General features: G+C 38.5%; 15 protein-coding genes. 3 read left to right on the forward strand and 12 right to left on the reverse strand.

The features are described from left to right. Nucleotides 1-44: 44 nt before the first annotated feature. The 7 genes from R2Q16_RS17705 to R2Q16_RS17735 form a co-directional block, all read right to left on the reverse strand. The gene (locus tag R2Q16_RS17705; RefSeq protein WP_316739005.1) at nt 45-1,310 is read right to left on the reverse strand and encodes a pepsin/retropepsin-like aspartic protease family protein; all 1,266 of its coding nucleotides are present in this window, start codon (nt 1,308-1,310) and stop codon (nt 45-47) included. 96 nt (nt 1,311-1,406) lie between these two features. Continuing rightward, nucleotides 1,407-2,483, reverse strand: coding sequence for an alpha/beta hydrolase family protein (locus R2Q16_RS17710; RefSeq protein ID WP_316739006.1), 1,077 nt, complete (start codon nt 2,481-2,483; stop codon nt 1,407-1,409). Nucleotides 2,484-2,485: 2 nt separating this feature from the next. Next, a complete protein-coding gene (locus R2Q16_RS17715) occupies nt 2,486-4,471 on the reverse strand; it encodes a TlpA disulfide reductase family protein (protein ID WP_316739007.1) in 1,986 nt (661 codons plus the stop codon). 55 nt (nt 4,472-4,526) lie between these two features. After that, complete coding sequence (locus R2Q16_RS17720) at nt 4,527-5,924, reverse strand: RagB/SusD family nutrient uptake outer membrane protein (RefSeq protein WP_316739008.1); 1,398 nt, start codon at nt 5,922-5,924, stop codon at nt 4,527-4,529. 11 nt (nt 5,925-5,935) lie between these two features. After that, nucleotides 5,936-9,520 (reverse strand): SusC/RagA family TonB-linked outer membrane protein, encoded by a 3,585-nt coding sequence (locus R2Q16_RS17725; protein WP_316739009.1) that lies wholly within the window; start codon nt 9,518-9,520, stop codon nt 5,936-5,938. Nucleotides 9,521-9,559: 39 nt separating this feature from the next. Beyond that, complete coding sequence (locus R2Q16_RS17730) at nt 9,560-10,582, reverse strand: FecR family protein (RefSeq protein WP_316739010.1); 1,023 nt, start codon at nt 10,580-10,582, stop codon at nt 9,560-9,562. Nucleotides 10,583-10,656: 74 nt separating this feature from the next. Then, a complete protein-coding gene (locus tag R2Q16_RS17735) occupies nt 10,657-11,268 on the reverse strand; it encodes a sigma-70 family RNA polymerase sigma factor (protein WP_316739011.1) in 612 nt (203 codons plus the stop codon). A 349-nt stretch (nt 11,269-11,617) separates the two neighbouring features. Between R2Q16_RS17735 and R2Q16_RS17740 the strand changes: the two genes are divergently transcribed. Both R2Q16_RS17740 and R2Q16_RS17745 read left to right on the forward strand, forming a co-directional pair. Then, nucleotides 11,618-12,376, forward strand: a complete 759-nt coding sequence (locus R2Q16_RS17740; protein WP_316739012.1) for an SDR family NAD(P)-dependent oxidoreductase — start codon at nt 11,618-11,620, stop codon at nt 12,374-12,376. An 80-nt stretch (nt 12,377-12,456) separates the two neighbouring features. After that, nucleotides 12,457-13,041, forward strand: coding sequence for a TetR/AcrR family transcriptional regulator (locus tag R2Q16_RS17745; RefSeq protein ID WP_316739013.1), 585 nt, complete (start codon nt 12,457-12,459; stop codon nt 13,039-13,041). A 119-nt stretch (nt 13,042-13,160) separates the two neighbouring features. Here the strand turns inward: R2Q16_RS17745 and R2Q16_RS17750 are convergent, their stop codons facing one another. Together R2Q16_RS17750 and R2Q16_RS17755 are read right to left on the reverse strand one after the other, a co-directional pair. Further along, nucleotides 13,161-13,451: a YciI family protein gene (locus tag R2Q16_RS17750; protein ID WP_316739014.1), complete on the reverse strand. Its 291-nt coding sequence runs from the start codon at nt 13,449-13,451 to the stop codon at nt 13,161-13,163. Nucleotides 13,452-13,538: 87 nt separating this feature from the next. Further along, nucleotides 13,539-14,930, reverse strand: coding sequence for a DASH family cryptochrome (locus tag R2Q16_RS17755; protein ID WP_316739015.1), 1,392 nt, complete (start codon nt 14,928-14,930; stop codon nt 13,539-13,541). Nucleotides 14,931-15,612: 682 nt separating this feature from the next. On the opposite strand from R2Q16_RS17755, the gene R2Q16_RS17760 reads away from it, so the two are divergent. Next, nucleotides 15,613-16,434 (forward strand): MOSC domain-containing protein, encoded by an 822-nt coding sequence (locus R2Q16_RS17760; RefSeq protein ID WP_316739016.1) that lies wholly within the window; start codon nt 15,613-15,615, stop codon nt 16,432-16,434. 83 nt (nt 16,435-16,517) lie between these two features. Here the strand turns inward: R2Q16_RS17760 and R2Q16_RS17765 are convergent, their stop codons facing one another. Genes R2Q16_RS17765 through R2Q16_RS17775 form a run of 3 tightly spaced genes read right to left on the reverse strand, consistent with a single transcriptional unit; the run spans nt 16,518 to nt 19,682 of the window. Then, nucleotides 16,518-16,973: a nuclear transport factor 2 family protein gene (locus R2Q16_RS17765; protein ID WP_316739017.1), complete on the reverse strand. Its 456-nt coding sequence runs from the start codon at nt 16,971-16,973 to the stop codon at nt 16,518-16,520. A gap of 29 nt (nt 16,974-17,002) precedes the next feature. Beyond that, complete coding sequence (locus R2Q16_RS17770; protein WP_316739018.1) at nt 17,003-17,464, reverse strand: (2Fe-2S)-binding protein; 462 nt, start codon at nt 17,462-17,464, stop codon at nt 17,003-17,005. Nucleotides 17,465-17,492: 28 nt separating this feature from the next. Then, nucleotides 17,493-19,682 (reverse strand): xanthine dehydrogenase family protein molybdopterin-binding subunit, encoded by a 2,190-nt coding sequence (locus R2Q16_RS17775; protein ID WP_316739019.1) that lies wholly within the window; start codon nt 19,680-19,682, stop codon nt 17,493-17,495. Nucleotides 19,683-19,764: the final 82 nt, after the last annotated feature.

The following is a 19,764-nucleotide window of genomic DNA, read 5'->3' on the forward strand; positions in this document are numbered from 1 at the left end:
TTTCGGCTTAACGAATACCACTTTAAAGAAAGAAATCCTCCTCACTACCGGCTGTTTTTAAAAAAGGAAACACTTTGTTTTTTGAAATTAACAGCTATCTTATATTGCTTTAAAAAGGGATAACCCAGAATGCCATCGATATTTAACTTTTCTGATGTATTCGCATTACCCATGTTATTATGTGTAAATACAGTTTCCATATTTGTAAAAGTCAGTTTCCCAACAGAAGCGCTTGATAAAATAGCACTTTTTACTTTTATTGTTTTATCGCCCAAGCCACCCATATCAACAGCTGTTTCTTCTTTAAGCTTATTCTTAAGTAATTGGTAATTTTCATTGAAGAATAAATTTGAATTTGCACCGCAATCCAAACCCATCGCGTATTGTTTTTTACCAACGGTAAGTTTTATAATCGGAATGTGCCTTTGCATTACAATTTTTGCTATATAAATGGGTTTTCCGAGTTCAGTGTTATTATTTAAATAATTTCCAATGCTGTCAGTTTTATTTAATTCAATTGTTTGGTTTTGGTAATCCAGAATTAGCTCGTAATCTCTAAAAATATCAAACCCCAATAAACCAAAAGATCCATCTTGCCCGACATTAGCCATTGTGTTTGTAGCAAAATTTTCTAGCTTCAGATTACCCAACAGAATACTATCTGCGTTATACTGCCTTAAATTACTTACGCCATTTATACCAGTAACTGTGGTTCTTACCGAATTTGAATCTTTTGATGGAAAATCAGCCTGGTTTAAAATGGTAAATGCAGAACCTGAGTCAAATTGCAACCAACCATCTTTTCCGTCGATTTTAGTCGGCACAAAGATCAATCCACCAGAAAGCTCAAAAGGTAGAAGCACCTTATCGGGCAGAATACCTTTCAGCGCAGGCTTAAGTTCGGCAGATTTGTGCTCAGGTTTTTTAATATTAATAATATTGAACTGAACTACTTTTCCTGCTTTGTTGAAAACAAAATCTGGTTTTCCAGGTTTGCCATTTGCATAGTTTACCTCAAGAAAAACCCTTAAACCTAAGCTATCCTTAACTTCCTTGGTAATTTTATAATTGGCGATTTTTACAAACTTTTCGTTAAAAATTAACGGAATAACTCGTTCATTCATCCCTCTTGGCAGCGAAGAAATCATACAGCTATCATCCAATAAGGAAATAATTTTTTGAGTATCTAAAGCGTTAATTGCATCAACAAGGTTTGCTGTTAGTTGTTTGCTACGCTCAGTTTGAGCAGCTAGTTTGATGGAAAAAACCATTATCAAAAATGGCATCAACAATATTGATTTATATTTCATCGCAGAAAAAATTGGCGGGGGATATTAAATATGAAAAATACAGACCAGCGCAATCCTGCAAACTAGTCTGAATCATTAACTAAATTACTTAAACTTCTATTTTAAGGTCTTTTTTAGCCAGCCCACCATTATGCTTAACGCCACAGGCGAAACTGAACTTTTTATATTTGGCATTTCGGCATTATCGCAGGTTACACAAGGCAATAGCAAATGGTTCAGATTTGGAATCAAATGTGTTTCTACCTTTGTGTTTCCACCTGCTGCAATGTAGTTTTTCCAGTTTTTAAGATTCGCCTCACCAGCCACTAAAATATCCTTATCTCCATTTATGGCTAAAACGGGCACCTTAATTTGTGCCATGGTTTTCTTTGCATCATACTTAATAAAATAGCGGTACCATGGGCCAATTGCGTTTCTGACGTAACTGTAAATCGGGAAGCGGAAATGGTCAAATTCAATATTTAACGTTTTGAAATAAGCATCATCTTTTACTTTCCATGTAGAATAGGTTTCGTTTAATTTAGCCTCCATATTTGCCGAATCGGCATATTTTAAGGCTGTTTTAAACATTAAACCGTTAATCTCATTTGAGCGTGCCTTATCGTAATCTGGTAATTTTGAAGCATTAACAAGCCCCTCGTTTTGTACAATTTGAGAATCGTAACCACCCATTGCCAGGCCAGCCAGACTGATTAAAAATGCTACATCTTTACTTTTAGCTGCCGCGATAGACATGGCTGCTCCACCTTCACTATGCCCCATTAAGCCAACTTTTTTTGGTTCTATTTCGGGTAACTTTTTTAAGTATTGAATGGCCAATAAAGCATCATCAGCAAAATCTTCGGTGGTTGATGTTTCATAAACACCTGTTGTTTTACCTACGCCTCTATCATCTAACCTTAAAACCGCATAACCATTAGCAGATAATTCATTTGCAATATCAAGAAAGATTTTATGTCCGGCCATTAGCCCGTCCCGATCTTGCATACCAGTACCAGATAGAATTACTATCGCCGGAAATCGTTTTTGACCATTTGGAACGGATAAAGTACCTCCATAAGTTATTTTCCCATCGGGAGATTTAAAACTAACTTCTTTTGAGGTAAAATTTTGTGCTTTCGATAATTGAATTAAACAAAGTAATGCCGAAAACATCATGATAATCTTTTTCATACTTACTCTGCAGTTTTAGTTAATTCAATAAGCGATGAAATCTCATCAGCCAAACCTGTAGCACTTCCATTAAATCCGATTGAAATGAACCTCAAGAAACCGTTTTTATCAATAATTAACTTTTGTGGAATGCCCGAAATACTGAACGTTTTAGCAATTCGGTTAAATACCTCAGCATTTACTTTCTCACCAGCTACCTGATTATCAAACAATACCTGAAATGGATAGTTATTATCTTTAATATATTTCGCTACTTCTTGTTTAAAACCAACTTTGGATTCTTCAGTATCTATAAAAAGGAAAACAACATCTTTATCATTTTTATATTTTTCTACGGCGAGTTTCATACCTGGAAATGAGGCCTTACAAGGTACACACCAGGTTGCCCAAAAGTCCATAACAACGGTTTTACCTTTTAAATCAGCAGAGCTTACCGTTTTACCGTTCATATCTTTCATGCTCCAGGCAGGCATTTCCTTTTTAATCATTTTACCTTTCAGCTCTTCAATATCCTTTTTAGCATGAGTAGGATTTTTCAAGGACTCCAAATAAGAATCAAAGCTATTTTCTGATTTATGCTTCTTCAGGTAAATTTCTTTTAACATGACCATCATTTCTGTAGAGCTTTGGTTTTCGTACATGCTTTTTACCAAAACCGTTTCAAGCTCGCCTGTTTTACCCAATTTTTTTAAAGCGAATGCATACTCATTATTTATTGCAGCCATGCTGTATTTATAATGGGTTTCAGCCTGTTTAGCAAAGGTTAACGCTTCAGCGTAATGCCCCGTTTTATTTAGCAAACCAATGTGCACACGAGAAACACTGGTAATAAAAATTCTATTGTATTCCTTACTCCATTCCATTGGCGATAAATGGCTCATAGTTTCGGGTTGATTAACTTTAAAATATTCGAATCTTTTAACCAGGAGATTTGAAAATTGAGCCAGTTTATTGAAATCCATATTCGCCTGGTCGTATGGAATTTGAATCAGTTTATAATATACACTTGGTAGAATGTTGAATGATAAGGAGTCTACATATTTAGCAACATTACCTGAGTTTATATCTTGCATGGTACTAAAAACCATTACATTTTGATACACCAAGCCATAGTTAATTCTATTCTGTGCATCAAAATCGGGGTTAGTTTTGTATTCAGGAAAATCGTTTAAAAATTTCTGCGATGCAGCAAGTATGGTCGCAACATCCCTACTTTTAGCAATTTCTTTATGGGCATCTAATCTGGCCAGACTACCATTTTGAAATTTTGCCCTCATTACCTGTTCTACCGAATCCGCTGTTGTTTTATCTTGTAATAAAGTAAGTAAGATTCGTTTAGCATTTAGCAAATCTGTTTCACTTGCATCTTTACGCTTAAGGTAAGCCAAAACACGTTGCAACCTTGGCGGTGCATCATTTTTAAAAGTTTCTTTTAACGCTACAGCATAAGGATAAACCAAAGTAGATTTAGCAGATTGGTTAAAGCTAATTTCCTGGTTTAACCAATGATAAGTTGCCGAATCGCTAACGCCGACAAATTTCATATAATCAGGAATGTCCATATTATATTTAGGCGAACGGGCCATTCCCCATCCTGCATAAGCACCCGGCGCCATTGCACCTGCTCTATCTTTATCACCTAACATGATGAAATAACCCTGGTCTTTATTATTATCAACTAGTGTATCAGCTGTAAACTTAAAAGCTAAAAAGCCACAATTTGCCGGTACGTTAAATTCTGCCTTCCACAGGTTATTACTACCATTGAATTTTAAATCTACGGCAGTCCATTTATAATTATTATATTGATAAACAACCGCATTAACACTCTTTTGTCCTTTTAAAACGGTTTCTGTAGCATCATAACTAATAGTTAAAGGTTTTCCATTTAATGGCTTTTGAGGATTAAAAGTAAAGTTTGGAGATTGCGAAAATCCAACAATAGAGAGCGAAATAAAAAGACTGAGTAGGATTATTTTTTTTAACATGGTTTTGGAGGTTAACGGCACAGAAATAATTTTCTGCACCGTTGGTTTGTGTGTATTAAGGATTTTGTTCTAATTCTGGATTTAACTGGCGTAAGTATTCGGCAATTGGGAAAACATAACGATTACTATTCGGCGGTAAAGTATAGGTAACACCGTTAAATACACGGGTGTATGTTCTTTGGAATGCCGCTTCATTTTTTAACCTGCGCATATCCCACCATCTTAGTGCGATTCCAAAAAACTCTCTTCTGCGTTCCTCGATAACCTTAACTAAGGCATCGTTCGCATCACTTGCTGTTAAAGCGATATAATCAGCAGGTAAAAATCTTTTCACCCTTAAATTATTTATTAAAATCATTGCATTATTGGCATCGCCGGCCCTTGCATAAGCTTCTGCACGAATCAGCATCATTTCCGGAACCGATGGACCCTCATTTCTGGTTTCGCCGATTGCGGCTTCCTTTTTCCAAAATTTACCAGTATAACCAAAGGCAATGCTGGCTCCATCAGTCGTAAATAAAGTGTAACGTTGATCTTTAGTACCCAGTAAGCTTAAAAATTCGGCACTTAGCTTAAACGCAGTTGGACTATAACTTACTGTACCATCCGATGGCACTTTTGAAAGTAAAATTTCAGGATCGGCAATTCTTCTTGGGTAGCTGCTCATATTAGCAGCGGTGTAAGTACCCAAATTGTTTAAGGTACTTCTTAATTTCAATGCCTCATCAGCATATTTTGCCGCATTGGCATAATCTTTCATTAAAAGATAACACCTTGCCAGTTCGCCATAGGCCGATACTTTTGATGGTAAAGTGTTATAGGCCTGAGTTGCCGGTAGTGCTGCCAAAGCTGTGGTTAAATCGGCAATAATCTGGCTGTAAATAACCTGAACAGTTGCCCGGTTAAGTTTTTGGCTAAAGGTTTGGACTAAAACAAGCGGAACACCCAAATCGGATGAAGCTGTTGAGGCCTCATAAGGTTTAGCATAGTTGTTAACCAAATTCATGTAGGCATCAGCCCTGTGTACCAAAGCCTCGGCTGTTAACTTATCCTTTTCTTGTTTCGTACCATTGCTTTCAGGCAATTCATTAATAATGGTATTGCAAAGTAATATTCTGTTGTAAAGAGAATTCCAGTTTCTATCTTGTTCATATGCTGAACCTAGAGGGTAAAGAACCGACTGCCAGGCATAACTTCCTGTATAATAACTATACAACTGTGAACCACTAAGTGAAGATTGTTGTGCAACATCAGTTAAGTCGATATCATTTGAAGCAAAATCTGATAAACTCGAAACACTCTCTAAATTTGAAGTACTGTTTAGTAAATATCTGTAATTGATGGTTTGATTTGGAACCAGATTCCCTTGTGTTTTGATATCCACAAATTTTTTGCATCCTGATAAAGCAGCTGCAGCAAATAGAAAACTATATATTTTATATCTTAATTTCATTTTCGTTTCGATTAAAAGTTAACATTTAATGAAAAGTTGTATGATACCGTTGAAGGCAAACCTAAAGTAGTAGCCGTTAAACCTGCTGTAAAATCAGGGTCGATATGCTCCTTGTTAGCCGTCCACAGTAAGCCCAGGTTTCTAACAGAAAAACCGAAATTAGCCCCTTTAACAAAATTTGTCAATCGCTCAACTGGTAACTGATAGCTTAGAGAAAGCTCTCTTAAACGGATGTAATCACCTTTTAAAACATTTATATCCGATTGCTGATAACGTAAAAGACTTAATGCTGCAAAAGTACCTACCGCACCTGGAACGTTAGTAAAAGCTTCATCTCCGGCCTTAGTCCATCTTCTGGCTATATCCTCATGTAAATCGTACCGAAGACCTGTTCTGGCTGTAGGGTAAGCGCTAATGGTTGGTTTTAAGAATACATTTCCAAACTGATAAGTCGCAATAGCCATAAGGGTTAATTTTTTATACCTAAAGGAGGTATTAAAACTGCCAAAATATGGTGCATTTTTTCTACCGGCGTAAACCAAGGCATCTAAAGAAGTAATGTTTCGGCTGGATGGTACTTTGTTTCCAAGCTCATCGTAAACCTGGGTCAATCCTGTTGCATCCAAGCCAGCATTTCTATACACCATCATCTTATCGGTAGCATAACCATTTAGGTTAACGCCATAAGCCGGGTTTGAGAAGAAAGAAGAATTAAGTGCAAAACGGGTATCGGTAACTTTATTATTGTTGTACGAAAAGTTTATTCCAGATGTTAATTCAACATCGCCTTTACGGATAATCGCACCTCTTAAACTTAAATCTACCCCGTTGCCAGATAATGATGTAGAGTTCCTGATTAAAGTAGTAACGCCATAAGTTCCATTTACCGGAAACTCATAGAATAAATCTTTACCTCTTTTATTGTAGATATCTACAGCGCCACTAATTCTGCTATTAAAAAAGCCAAAGTCTACACCAAGATTAGCAACATAGGTTTTTTCCCATCTTAACTCTGAGTTTGCTGGTGAAATTATAGATGCATTCGGTAATCCAGTAGTCAAATCGCCACTACCCAAACCGATATAAGTGAAAGGATACAGCGTAGTAGAGATATTACCATTTACACCATAAGTTCCTCTAACACTTAAATTACTTAACCATTGAAATTTATTCAGAAAAGATTCTTTTGAGGCATCCCATTTAACCCCGGCCGACCACAGTGGTGTTGCCCTGAATTTACGATCTACACCGAAGTTGTTGTAATCATCGTAACGTACACTTCCCGAAACGGTATATTTGCCACGATAAGTGTAAGCTGCATTACTGTAATAAGAGAGGTATCTTCTGGTTTTATCTTGCTGCTCCGGACTTCCAGATAAGTTTTGTCCGCTGCCAAATATTGAGTTATAAGGCGCCAGGTAATTTACAGGTCTTGAAATTCCTGTGCCATCATTATAACCATACAATCTGGAACTTCCCTGCCCTACCTTTGTTTGCCTGATTTCAGAACCAGCAATTGCTGTTAACTGATGATTGTTGCCAAAAGTACCGTCATAATTTAACTGACCACGTACGGTATAGTTATTTTGTGTGGTATTAATATTAGAGAGTACACCGGAGCCTGGGTTTAAACCCAATGAATTTACTGCGGTTCCTGTAGTTGGAATTGGGGTAAAGCCATTTAATAAATTACGGTAGTAATAGGTCTGTTCATTGTAATAGCTTCTGGTGTTACCAAAACTTCTTTCATTGCTAAAAAAACCAATAGCAGATAAGCCTTTAACAATAGGTACATTCAAATTTAAATTAAAGGCATAATTATTATCATTTTGGCTGTTATCTGAATTATCCATCTCATCTAATGGATTGTATCTCCAATTTAAAAACCCTTGCGATTGTAATTTATCTGTCCAGGGACCATAATATTGTCTGGCATATTGTATTCTGTTTCCTTGTCCATCAACTAAAAGATTATAAGGCATTAAGGTTGATGCAGCTGGACTAAACAAGGTATTTAAGCTCTGTCCATTCGTTTTATATTTAAAAAAAGAACCTTTTAAGTTAGTGGATAACGTAGCTACCTTGAATAATTTGAAAGTATTGTTCATGGTTACGGTTAAACGCTGACCTGAAGTACCAATGGCATAAGGATTTTCCTTACCGTAAGATGCAGAATAGAAATAATCGCTGCTTTTACCACCACCACTTATTGAAAAATCGTACTGTTGGTTGTTTGACGGTCTTAATAAATACTCTGAAATCTGACTGCGGTTATCAATCGCACTATAATTTGCAATTGCTGCATCATACTGTGCTTGTGTAATGGTTCCCGCCCTTAATTGAAAGGTGAGGTCGGTAATGCTCGCAACCGGCTGACCGAATGGTGTATTTGCATTTGGTGTAGTGATTAAGTTTTTGGCAACCAGGTCTTGCTCATAGGCAATAGTTTGTGCAGAGGTCATCAGTTTTAAGTAACTTAAATCAGGTCTGTTAGACATCGCAGCATTTACCGAGAAAGATATTTTTGGTGCCTGATTTGGCGCACCTCTTTTGGTGGTAATTACAATTACACCATTTGCCGCCCTTGTACCCCAAATAGAAGCAGCCGCAGCATCTTTCAAAAATGAAATACTTGCAATATCATTCGGATTAATGGTTGCTAAATCCATTTCAGAAACGGCTCCATCTATTACAACCAAGGGAAAAGTTTCGCCCAATAAGGTACTGGTTCCCCTTATCGCCATGGTATAATCGGATTGACCTTTTGTGCGTGTGCCACCATTTATGGCAACTTGAGTATTGCCATAAGTAAACATATTATCCGAATATAAATTCACTTTCATACCTGGCACCAAAGATTCTAAACGACTGATTACGTTAGGCGTAGGTATTTTTTTAAGGTCGGCAGCTTTAACTTCTACCGCAGCCCCCGTTGCACGCTCTTTTGGTAAAACCTGATAACCGTTAGATACAATATCAACTTCTTCTAACTGGTTGGCTAAAGAGGGTATCATATTAATTACGGTATTACCTTTAAATTTGGCAATGGCAACACTCGAATTTTGATAGCCCAGATACGAAAAACCTATGTTTGTAGCAGTTACTGGCACAAAAAGTGAAAACCTGCCGTTACCATCGGTTGTCATAGCCTTGTTCGAAGCATCAGATTTAATGGTTGCGCCCGGTAAAGGATTTCCGGTTTCGTCAACCACCAGGCCGCTAATAAAAATATCTCTTTCAATTGCATCAGTTACTTGCGACTTTGGATTATTCTTATTGTTATCAAATAGTTTCTCATCTCTGCTCACGATGGTATAATTACCTTCACTCACATATAGAAATAGTAAATTATTATTGTAGAGTACATTTTTTAAAGCCTCATCTAAAGATTTAGCTTTCAAGCTTTCGCTGCTGGTAGATTTACCCTGAATAATAGTATGCTCGTAAGCAAATTTTGTTTTATACTTTTTTGAGATGGTATTTAGTGCTTCTTCAACACTGATTTTTCTCTCCTGGGCTGAAGCATTAAAACTAATGCCTACAGAGAAAAACACCATCAAAAGATAGTAGATTGGTTTGGTAAAAATTCTGGTCATTGTTGTTTGGTTGGTTGTTAGTTGATTTTGTTATTCAAGTCATCGCCTGCTTTCAAGTCTGATAACTTTGCCCTCCCTTTTAATGTTAACATCAAGAATATTGCTAAGGGTAAACAATAAACTCTGCTCACTTTTGATAGAAATACTTCCGTCGATTTTCTTATTGCTCAAAGCCGGGTTATCTAGAATAACTTTGTAGCCATATAAATCTTCGAAAGCGGTAATAATTTCCTTTACGCTGGTTTGGTTAACGATAAGTTTGCCCTCTGTCCAGGCAGTTTTCACCGCTGAACTTTCATTATCTGCGATTAATGCGCCATCAGCTGCATTTATTTTAATTACATTACCTGGCTGCATCATGTATTTATTGCCAGTTTTTATCGATTTTACACGAACCTTACCTCGTATTAAAGCAACATGCGCTTCTCCATGTCTTTCTTTTAAGTTGAATTCAGTTCCAAGCACTTCAACTTCAAGGCTGCCGGTTTCTGCCTGAAACCTTTCACCATCTTTAATTTGCTGAGGATTACGATTTAAGTGTTTAACCTGAAAATAAGCTTCACCAGTAAGTTTTACAGTACGCGTTTTTTTCCAGGCGTAAGCACGTGGATAGGATAGGCTGGAGTTTGAGTTTAACTTAATCTCGGTTCCATCTGGCAAGGTTAGGCTTGTCGTTTCGCCGTAATCGGCCTTGTAGGTAATAATGGAGTTGAAAAACCAAATGGCGAAAACACCAATAAATAACGAAGCTGCAATACCCGAAGCCCAATAATAATTTCTTCTGCGGAGTTTAGCAATCCTCTGGTTTTTACCAATTGATTGCTTAATATCTTCAAGTAAATCAACTTCCAGATTTGGAGAAGGGATAAATTCCTCAGCACCTAAAATCAGCTTCAGCTGTAATTCGGCTGCCGTAAAACTTTTTAAATTCTGTGGATTTGCATTTCGCCAGTCCAACCAAAAAGCAACATCATTAGGATATTTGTATTTCACAAAGCGCAGAAAATCTGCATCTTCTAAAAAGTCTGTGATTGTAAATACCGAATAATCTTTGTTTTCCATATAAATGAGTGATTAATTTTACCACTCAATAATACAAACAGGAAAGCATTTAAAATTACCCCACGGGAAATGAATTATTTTATTAAAAATTGAAACTTTTTTAATTCGAGTAACAAAAGGAGCAGTAAACCCTTATCAACCTGCATGATTTCGCGTAAGGCATCGTGTGCTCTGGCACTTAATTTATAGGCGCCTTTGATAGTTAAATCTAAAATATCGGCAATTTGGTTGTAATCCAACTCTTCGAAATATTTTAAATAGATAATTTCTTTCTGCCTCGAGGTTAACTGATTCATGGCTTTGGCAAGCTGAATCGTTTTTTCATTAATCTCTTCCTTTTTTATATACTCAGATTCTATGCTAAACTTTAAATCAAAAACGGTTTCGTCTGTTGCCTCTACCCTTTCGTATCGGTTTTCTTTAATTCTGTGATTGCTAATAATATTCCGCAATGCAGATATAAGGTAATATCTGATGTGGTCGGTCTGATTCAGATTTTTACGGTTTTCCCAAATCTTAACAAATAAATTGTGAAGGCAATCTCTAACCTCATCTTCATCATGGAGCATACGCATACCATATTGAAAAAGGGACTGAAAATGTAGCTTGTAAATTTTATCTAATGCTGCATTTTCTCCATTCAACAACTTTAACCAAAGTTCAGTATCGTTAGGTTTAGGGATCAATTGATGTTATTGCGAATCAAATATAAAAAAGTATTTGTAACATTCTTATAGATAATCATATCCGCTCGAACAAAATTTTGCCAATATCATTTCCCTCCAGACCAGCCTCTTTTGTTGTAAGCCAGGCATTAAAAATAAAAGCCCGTTTTTTTTAATTACCGGGCCTTGTTGAATTTACTTTTCTGCTAATATTATTGACTAAGTCCTTATTCTGATATAAAAATTTAAGTCGCCTGCTGAAGACTTAAACTAAAGCGGTTAAATATTTTTGTAAACAAATATTGGAATGTTCATTCCAAAACACATACCTTTACGGAACATTCATTCCATTAAATAAAAAAAGAGAAAAATGAGTAAATTAAAAGATAAAGTATCTGTTGTAACCGGCGGCACTTCGGGTATCGGCTTTGCTACCGCTAAGGAATTTATTGCGCAAGGTGCTAAAGTTGTCATTACCGGTCGCAATCAACTGACCCTTGATGAGTCCGTGAAAGCATTAGGACCTAATGCTACAGGTATTCAGGCAGATGCTTCGAGCGTGAAAGAAACAGAAAAACTTGCAGCAGAAGTAAAATCACAGTTTGATAAAGTAGATATCCTTGTGGTGAATGCAGGTGGCGTTGAGGTGTTTGAACCCATCGGACAAATTACCGAAGAAACATTTGATGCCGTATCGGGCGTGAATTTCAAGGGCGCTGTTTTTACCACGGAAAAGTTTGTACCCCTTTTGGTAGATGGTGCTTCGGTTATCCATTTAGCCTCGGTGTCTGCCTTTTCGTTTAATGCTGGTAATGCGGTTTATTCGGCCAGTAAAGCGGCACTGGTAGCCTACAGTAAGAATGCGGCAGTTGAATTGGCGGCAAGGAAAATAAGGGTCAATGTGGTAGAACCTGCTTTGACTGAAACGCCGGGAATCCATAAAGGTGCATTTGCCAATGATGAAATCCATACACATATAAAAACTTTGATGCCCTTTAAACGCTATGGAACGGTTGAAGAAGTGGCTAGCCTGATTAGCTTTTTAGCTTCTGATGAAGCTTCATTTATTTCAGGAAGTGAAATTACCGTAGATAGTGGCGCTTCTATCAATGTGCCGATGCGATTGTAATTTTTTTTGACTAAATACGGAACGATTATTCCAAATTATTTACCTTTGTGAGATTCGATTTCTCACAAAGTTTTTTTTTTATGGCAAGAACAAAAGTATTTAACGAAACTGAAGTTTTAGATAAGGCAATGAATTTGTTTTGGGAGAAGGGCTATAATGCGACATCCGCACAGGATTTGGTAGATACCCTAGGCATTAGCCGCTCAAGTTTGTATGATACGTATGGCGATAAACATACACTTTTTGTGTTGGCGCTGAAACAGTACCGTAAAGAAAGAATTGATCCCGTAATTGAAGGCGTGGAAACCGCCGTTGATATTGAAGCCTACATCAGGTTTGTTTTTGAGGCGGTAAAGGTAGATGCATTGGACGAAAACCGTTCAAAAGGGTGTTTTATGGTAAATTCTGCAGTTGAACTGGGATCTGTGGACAGTGATGTGGCCTTAATTGCAAATGAGATCATGAAAGATACCGAATCGATGATCACCAAAGCGATTGAGAAAGGACAGCAGCAGGGAGTTTTCACCAAAACACATTCTGCCCGGTCATTATCGAGGTTTATTTTTAATTCTTTGAATGGACTAAGGGTAACGATGAAATTCGATGCAAGTAAAAAAATGTTTGATGAAATTGTCAACGTTTGCCTGGCCAGCTTGAAAGCCTGATTAATTATAGTTCCTAAACTGGAAAGGCACTCCAATATCAGGCGCTAAGGGAAATGACCGGGTAGTGTTGATACAAGGGCATTTAGTAGTGTTTTTTTGCAGCAATCAGGAAGTAGCGATTACAGGATAGCCACCTTAAAAGGTTTAATATCGACCTTTTCCCAAACCTTCTCCAAAATATAAGGGTCGTTATGGAGATAATCATCTAACGCTTCCCTGGTTTCAAACTGCATAATCAACGCCGAGCCAATCATTCCGCCTTGCTCATCCAGTATTGCACCGGCACTGATAAGGTTGCCGTCATCTTTATATTGCCGCATGTTTTCCAGATGTGCCGGACGTACCCTTGCCCTATTGCCCGGCGCTTCAGGGTGTGTGTAATCCATCGCAGTGATCAGATATTGGTTCATGTGTTTTGCTGTTGATTGTTCGAATTTTGATTTATCTAAGGACCAATATGCAAAAATTAAACGTTTTTTGATGAGGCTTGCTTCGATTTAGGGCTTTAGTTTCTTGATCAAACCAATTGCCCTACCCCATTTTTCATAAATTTCGATGGGTTTGGGATAAGCTTTGACATTAAATTCCCAAGGTATCAAGACCTCGGTATTATTTGCTTTTTTCAGCTCTGGAATCCACTCCCTGATGAAATCCTGTGCTTTATACTTATTGGACTGGTGGACAGGGTTGGTATAGTAAATTTCAAAAGCCTGCATGTGCCAGTTCATCCAGTTCGAGCTTACGTCATAATCAATGAGCTTGGATTCAAAATAAGCCGCGCCCCAGCGCCAGTCGATTTTCAGGTCATGGGTGAGGTAGCTGGCGCAGTTTACCCTGCCCCTGTTGCTCATGTATCCGGTCTGGTTGAGTTGTCTCATATGGGCATCAACGAAAGGAATACCAGTCTTCCCTTCTTTCCAACGCTCAAAACTTTTGTTATCATGCGCCCACTGAACCGGTTTATTTTTGAAACCTTGCGATGCGAAAATCTTATTGCCAAAGCGCATGGCTTTGAAGGTGAAATAATCCCGCCAGACCAGCTCAAAGACTAGCCACCAGGTACTCTGGTTTTTCTTGACCTCATCCTCGTAAGCTTTAATCTTGTGGTATATGGTTCTGGGCGAGATGCAGCCCAGGGCCAGGTAAGGTGAAAACTTGGAACTATAATCCAAACCTTGTGATTGGTTACGGCTCCACCGGTATCCGGTGAGCAGTTCGGATTTGAAGGTATAATACTCCAGGCGTTTCAATGCTTCGGTTTCGCCTCCGGAAACTAGCGACCTTAGCTTTTTGTAGGCTTTTTTATCAAAGCCATATATGCTGCAGTCGGGGAATGGCGTGCTTTTAATGCCTTTTATTGATTTGAGCTTTTTTGGCGGATCGAAAGTGTCGCGGGGTGTAGCCTTTTTACTCAGGGGAATCCTAAAAGCTTTACTGGTCAGCGGAATTTTGGCTATTTTGAAAGGCAGGTCGTCTTTATGGTAAAGCGTTTTGCCCCAGGAAAAATGGAAATTGATTTTCGGCAGAAGTTCTTTCACCTCTTCAATGAGGGACAGTTCTTCGCTGGCATACTCTTCTTCGGCATAGATATCGGTGATTTCGTATTTTGCTATTAGTTCTGGAAGTGTATCCAGGGCAGACTTTTCTCCGATGATCAGGTGCCCACCTGCTTTTTTGAGTTGCTTTTGAAGATCAATAAGAGACTGTTCCAGAAATTTGAGCCTAAGGGCATCCATCTTCGTAAAGCCATGGTCAAGCATTTTAAAACGCATTCTTTCGATGCAATAACAAAAGATTAGCTCTTTGCATTCTTTGTTCGCAATGATGAGTGTTTCATTATCGTGTAGCCTGAGGTCATTCTTAAACCAAACCAGTCCCCTTTTTGCCATTTGAATTTTCCTTTAGTTTAGCAGCTTGCAAATCCCGCATTATAATACCGTAATTGAAATATGGAGATAGCCAAAAGCTAAACATTTGGCGGTAGGAAAAGTTCTAAGCATGGTGTTGACTATTTGCAAAAGATGGCTAAGATTGAGTAGCCGCCTGACCTTACGATACCTGAACATAAAATAATGCTTGCGATTTATGTTAAAGCCCAAGACCAGGTTATGCTGAACCCGCTATTCGATATGTTAGCGCAGCGCATGTCGAATAATTCTATAAACAAGGATTTTTAATCCTTCTGATACAGAAATCAGCATTTAGTAATGACGAGTAATTTCAAAAGAACCAAGCGCCTGCAAAAAAATCAGCATAAAAAAAGGTCTTGGAATTAAAATCTAAGACCTTTTAATTCGGGTATCGGCAGCGGTTCAAATAACCAATAAATTTATTACTGATTTAAAGCGAATGGCAGAACTAGACAAAAGGATGACAGAATATAACGAACTCGGAAAATTACTGAAATTGAGGAAAGATATAGAAGAATTGATTCCATAAATGATTGACAAAAAGAAAAAAAATGAGTTCTAAAAGAAAGTCCAGAAAGCTACAAAAGAATAAATAGATAATTAATATTTCTGATACTAAAATCTATTCCTCGTTTCGAAGAACATTGATTAACTTTAAAACGTGGAAGAATTATATCTATCTGAAATTTATATTTATCCGATCAAGTCTCTCGGTGGCATTTCCTTAAATCAGACAATAGTGGAAGAAAAAGGCCTGCAATATGACAGGCGCTGGATGCTCATCGATCAGCAGGGAACATTTATTAGTCAGCGTAAACATTCAAGCCTTGCTTTGTTACAGGTAGACTTAAAGGGTGATCAACTCTTGGTATATGATAAGCTGAATTTGCAACATAGAATTGAATTTCCCATAAAAAAATATCTGCCAGAGGCCATCCCTGTTCAAATCTGGGACGACGAAACAACAGGTTTTGAAGTAAGCCATAAAGTTAGCGACTGGTTCTCCCACTACCTGAAAATGCCGGTAAAACTGGTCTTTATGAAAGAGAGCACAGCAAGAAATGTGGACACAAAATATGCAGTAAATCGCGAAACTGTAAGTTTTGCTGATGGTTATCCGACACTAATTATCGGGCAATCTTCACTTGACTTATTGAACGAGAAACTTGCAAGCCCAATAGAAATGGATCGCTTCCGACCGAATTTAGTATTTACCGGCGGGGAGGCACATATTGAGGACTCTTTCCAGGATTTCAAAATAGGCAATATTATCTTCAACGGCGTGAAGCCATGTGCAAGATGTGTATTAATCACGGTTAATCAGAAAACAGGAGAAAAAGGAAGTGAACCACTTAAAACGCTATCCACTTACAGACTACAGAAAAATAAGGTTATGTTTGGTCAGAATTTATTACATAGAGCTTCCGGAACGGTTCAGATAGGTGATAAATTGCACATTCTTAGCTGGAAGCAAACTAGCTAGTTAGTAAAGATTATCATTCATATATCTTTCAAAGGGATTTTTAATAACCCCTTTGAAAGATTAATTCCCTGACAGGATGGGCATTAATGTTTAATCACATGTGTATCGCGAACGCTACTGAAGGTCAAAGCCAATAATTTCCAGTCCTTTTTTTGTTTAGTGTAAACCTCGGTAACGGTAAATTCCGTAATCGCGTCAGCACCCCTTACTACGGCAGTCAGCTTCAAACGACTCCATACAACCGCTGTGCCATCTACAATTTCAACAGCGACATCTTTAACGTCTGCATTTTTATACCAGATACTTCCAGTTTTAATAATCTCAAGTTCTTCATCTTTTTTCCAGGTTCCGCTCATATGAACAAATTTTGCTTTGTCATGGAACAATTGCGCTAGTTTATCTACATTTTTATCAGCCATCCATTGCCATTTGGCTTTTGAAAGTTCTTTGATTGTTTTTTCGGTATCGTTGTTTTGAGCATAAGCACATGCGCTAATAACAACTAAGAGTAATAAGCTGAAAATAGACCTCTTCATCATCTGTAAAATTTTATATGGTTGTAAATTGATTATTTCTTTGCGACATTTTTTGCTGCAAGGTGAATCGCATCTCGAATGCGTAGGTAAGTTCCGCATCGACAGATGTTCCCTGCCATTGCATCACTGATATCCTGGTCAGTCGGATTCTTTTTTTCCTTTAAAAGTACTGCAGCAGACATGATCTGACCAGCCTGGCAATAACCACATTGAGATACATCCAGTTCGAGCCAAGCTTTTTGCAGCGGATGATCATTTTTTTCAGATAAACCTTCGATGGTGGTAATTTTTTTGCCTTGAGCAAGGCTCACCTTAGTTACGCAGGAGCGAAAGGCCTGGCCATCAACATGAACAGTACAGGCGCCACATTGAGCAACTCCACATCCGAATTTTGTTCCTACAAGCCCGATAACATCCCTCAAAACCCATAGTAATGGCATGTCCGGGTCGGCATCTACGGTGTAATTCTTTTTATTGATATTTAACGTAATCATAATTAATATTTTTAGCGGAACTTTTGTCTTAAACAGCAGGTTTATTTAATAATTCGACAGCATATGGTTGTCTGTAGTAACGTTCGCCAGTTGCCTTATACAGTGCATTTGCAACAGCACCAAATACAGGCGGAAATGGAGGCTCACCCAGTCCGGTTGGGTCCAGATCATTTTTCACAAAGTGCACTTCAACTTTCTTCGGAGCCTCATGCATTCTGATAATCCTATATTTGTGAAAATTATTCTGTTCCACTACGCCGTCTTTGTGGGTTAAACCACCATAAAGGGCATTACCAATGCCATCCACAACTGCACCCTGAACCATATTGGTTGATGCATCAGGATTGATTACAATCCCACAGTCAATGGCACTACAAACCCGCTCAACATATGGCTCTCCATCTTTTAATACCATATCAACAACGTGTGCAGCATAGGAATTATGGCAAAAATATGCAGCTACACCACGGTTAAATTTCTTGTTGGCAGGACTGCCCCAGCCGGATTTCTCCTTAACCAGCTTAAGAACACCCGCATAACGGTCTGCATCATATTCATTGTTTTTTCCTACCGGATTTTCCTTAGCTTTTTTCAGCAATTCCAGACGAAAATCTATCGGATCTTTACCCATCGCTTCAGCCAGTTCATCCAGAAAGGACTGTTCAGCAGCGGCATTAAAGTTTGACCTTGGAGCACGGAAGGCACCGATGGTAATATTTGATGCAATCTGCCACCCTTCTGCCAAATAATTATCCACAGCACCTGCCGGGAATCTGTTAGCATGTATAGCATGCTCTGGTATACCTCCACCTTTCACATGGAAAGCAGTCAGGTTTTTGTTAGCATCCAGTGCAGCACGGTAAGTTGCGGTATACATGGGACGATAAATCCCGTAGGTGGTATCATCCTCTCTGCTGTAAATCAATTTTACCGGTGCCTTTGCTTTTTTAGATATCAATGCAGCCTCAACCAGGTAATGACCATAAGCTCTTCTACCAAAGCCACCGCCCATCCTGGTCATCTGTATTTCAATCTTGTCTGCAGGGAGCTTTAATATCTTGGAAAGCGTGGGTTCTGTCCAACCCGGCGCTTGCAACGGCCCAACCAGCAACGCTTTTTCATCGGTTACATGGGCAAAAAAGTTCATCGGCTCCATACAGTTATGCGCCAAAAAAGGGCCCGTATAGGTTCGTTCTATAATTTTCGCGGCATTTTTGAAAGCTGCCTCAGGGTCTCCGTCTTTTCTCAACTGTTGCGCAGGCTTATCAGCGTACTCAAGCATTTTTTGGTATTGCCGCTCAGTTGTTTCCAATTCACCTGGAACAATCACCTCCCTGGCCTCACCCCTGCCAGCCATCATATCTTTGATATCACCAGCTGGCATCCACTCTACCACCAATTTTTTTCTGGCGTTCATTACCTCCCAGGTATTCCTGCCTACCACAACGAGCAGGTCATTGAATGTTCTTGTATCAAAACCTGCCTGAGCATAGGCATCATCATACAATTTTATCTGGAAAACGTCCTTAATTCCAGGCATCTTAAGGCTTTGGGTAGCATCGAAAGATTTAAGCTTCATTCCGAAGCCCGGAGGATGATGAATCATCGCGATAAGCATGCCCTCATGTTTGTAATCTAATCCAAACAGAGGTTTCCCACTTACAATTTTTGATCCTTCAACATTTTTCTGTGAAGTTCTGACAACGTTAAAATCCTTGACATTCTTCAGCTTAACGCCTTTAGGAATTGGCGCCCCGACTGCAAGGTGTGCAAAATCGCCATATTTGCCACTCTTTTTGGATTTCTCGTGAAATATTGATCCGGCTTTTGTCGTGATTTCTTCCAAAGGTACATTCCAGCTTTTCGCAGCAGCTTCCATTAACATCTGACGGGCAGCTGCACCCGCTTCACGTAATGGTTTCCAGTACATCCGTATCGAGTTACTGCCACCAGTGAACTGCGGACCAAGTTTAACGCTATCATGTGGTCCCATTTCAACAACAACATTCTTCCAATCCACATCCAGTTCCTCGGCTACAATCATGGGAAGAGAAGTCATCACATTCTGACCAAACTCAGGGTTAGGATTTAGAATTTTAATCACGTTGTCTTTGGTTATCTTAATGTATCCGGTGAGCTCACTCCATTGATCGGCAATCAACGATGCATCTACCTTATCCTCCAAAGCAAGTTTTGCTAAGCTTGAAAAGTGAATCATCAGGCCTCCCCCAAGAAGCGCTGAAGTTTTCAGGAAAGCCCTTCGGTTTTGATTAAAATTTTCCATATGAAATGTTTTGTTA

It is taken from the genome of Pedobacter aquatilis (assembly GCF_032678425.1).
Taxonomy (GTDB): Bacteria; Bacteroidota; Bacteroidia; order Sphingobacteriales; family Sphingobacteriaceae; genus Pedobacter; species Pedobacter aquatilis_B.

Bases quoted from the DNA above. Each gene is read 5' to 3' on its own strand.
- R2Q16_RS17705 (WP_316739005.1), bottom strand. From the start codon at position 1,310: ATGAAATATAAATCAATATTGTTGATGCCATTTTTGATAATGGTTTTT.
- R2Q16_RS17710 (WP_316739006.1), bottom strand. From the start codon at position 2,483: ATGAAAAAGATTATCATGATGTTTTCGGCATTACTTTGTTTAATTCAA.
- R2Q16_RS17765 (WP_316739017.1), bottom strand. From the start codon at position 16,973: ATGATGAAGAGGTCTATTTTCAGCTTATTACTCTTAGTTGTTATTAGC.
- R2Q16_RS17750 (WP_316739014.1), bottom strand. From the start codon at position 13,451: ATGAACCAATATCTGATCACTGCGATGGATTACACACACCCTGAAGCG.
- R2Q16_RS17720 (WP_316739008.1), bottom strand. From the start codon at position 5,924: ATGAAATTAAGATATAAAATATATAGTTTTCTATTTGCTGCAGCTGCT.
- R2Q16_RS17740 (WP_316739012.1), top strand. From the start codon at position 11,618: ATGAGTAAATTAAAAGATAAAGTATCTGTTGTAACCGGCGGCACTTCG.
- R2Q16_RS17770 (WP_316739018.1), bottom strand. From the start codon at position 17,464: ATGATTACGTTAAATATCAATAAAAAGAATTACACCGTAGATGCCGAC.
- R2Q16_RS17755 (WP_316739015.1), bottom strand. From the start codon at position 14,930: ATGGCAAAAAGGGGACTGGTTTGGTTTAAGAATGACCTCAGGCTACAC.
- R2Q16_RS17725 (WP_316739009.1), bottom strand. From the start codon at position 9,520: ATGACCAGAATTTTTACCAAACCAATCTACTATCTTTTGATGGTGTTT.
- R2Q16_RS17730 (WP_316739010.1), bottom strand. From the start codon at position 10,582: ATGGAAAACAAAGATTATTCGGTATTTACAATCACAGACTTTTTAGAA.
- R2Q16_RS17775 (WP_316739019.1), bottom strand. From the start codon at position 19,682: ATGATTCACTTTTCAAGCTTAGCAAAACTTGCTTTGGAGGATAAGGTA.
- R2Q16_RS17715 (WP_316739007.1), bottom strand. From the start codon at position 4,471: ATGTTAAAAAAAATAATCCTACTCAGTCTTTTTATTTCGCTCTCTATT.
- R2Q16_RS17745 (WP_316739013.1), top strand. From the start codon at position 12,457: ATGGCAAGAACAAAAGTATTTAACGAAACTGAAGTTTTAGATAAGGCA.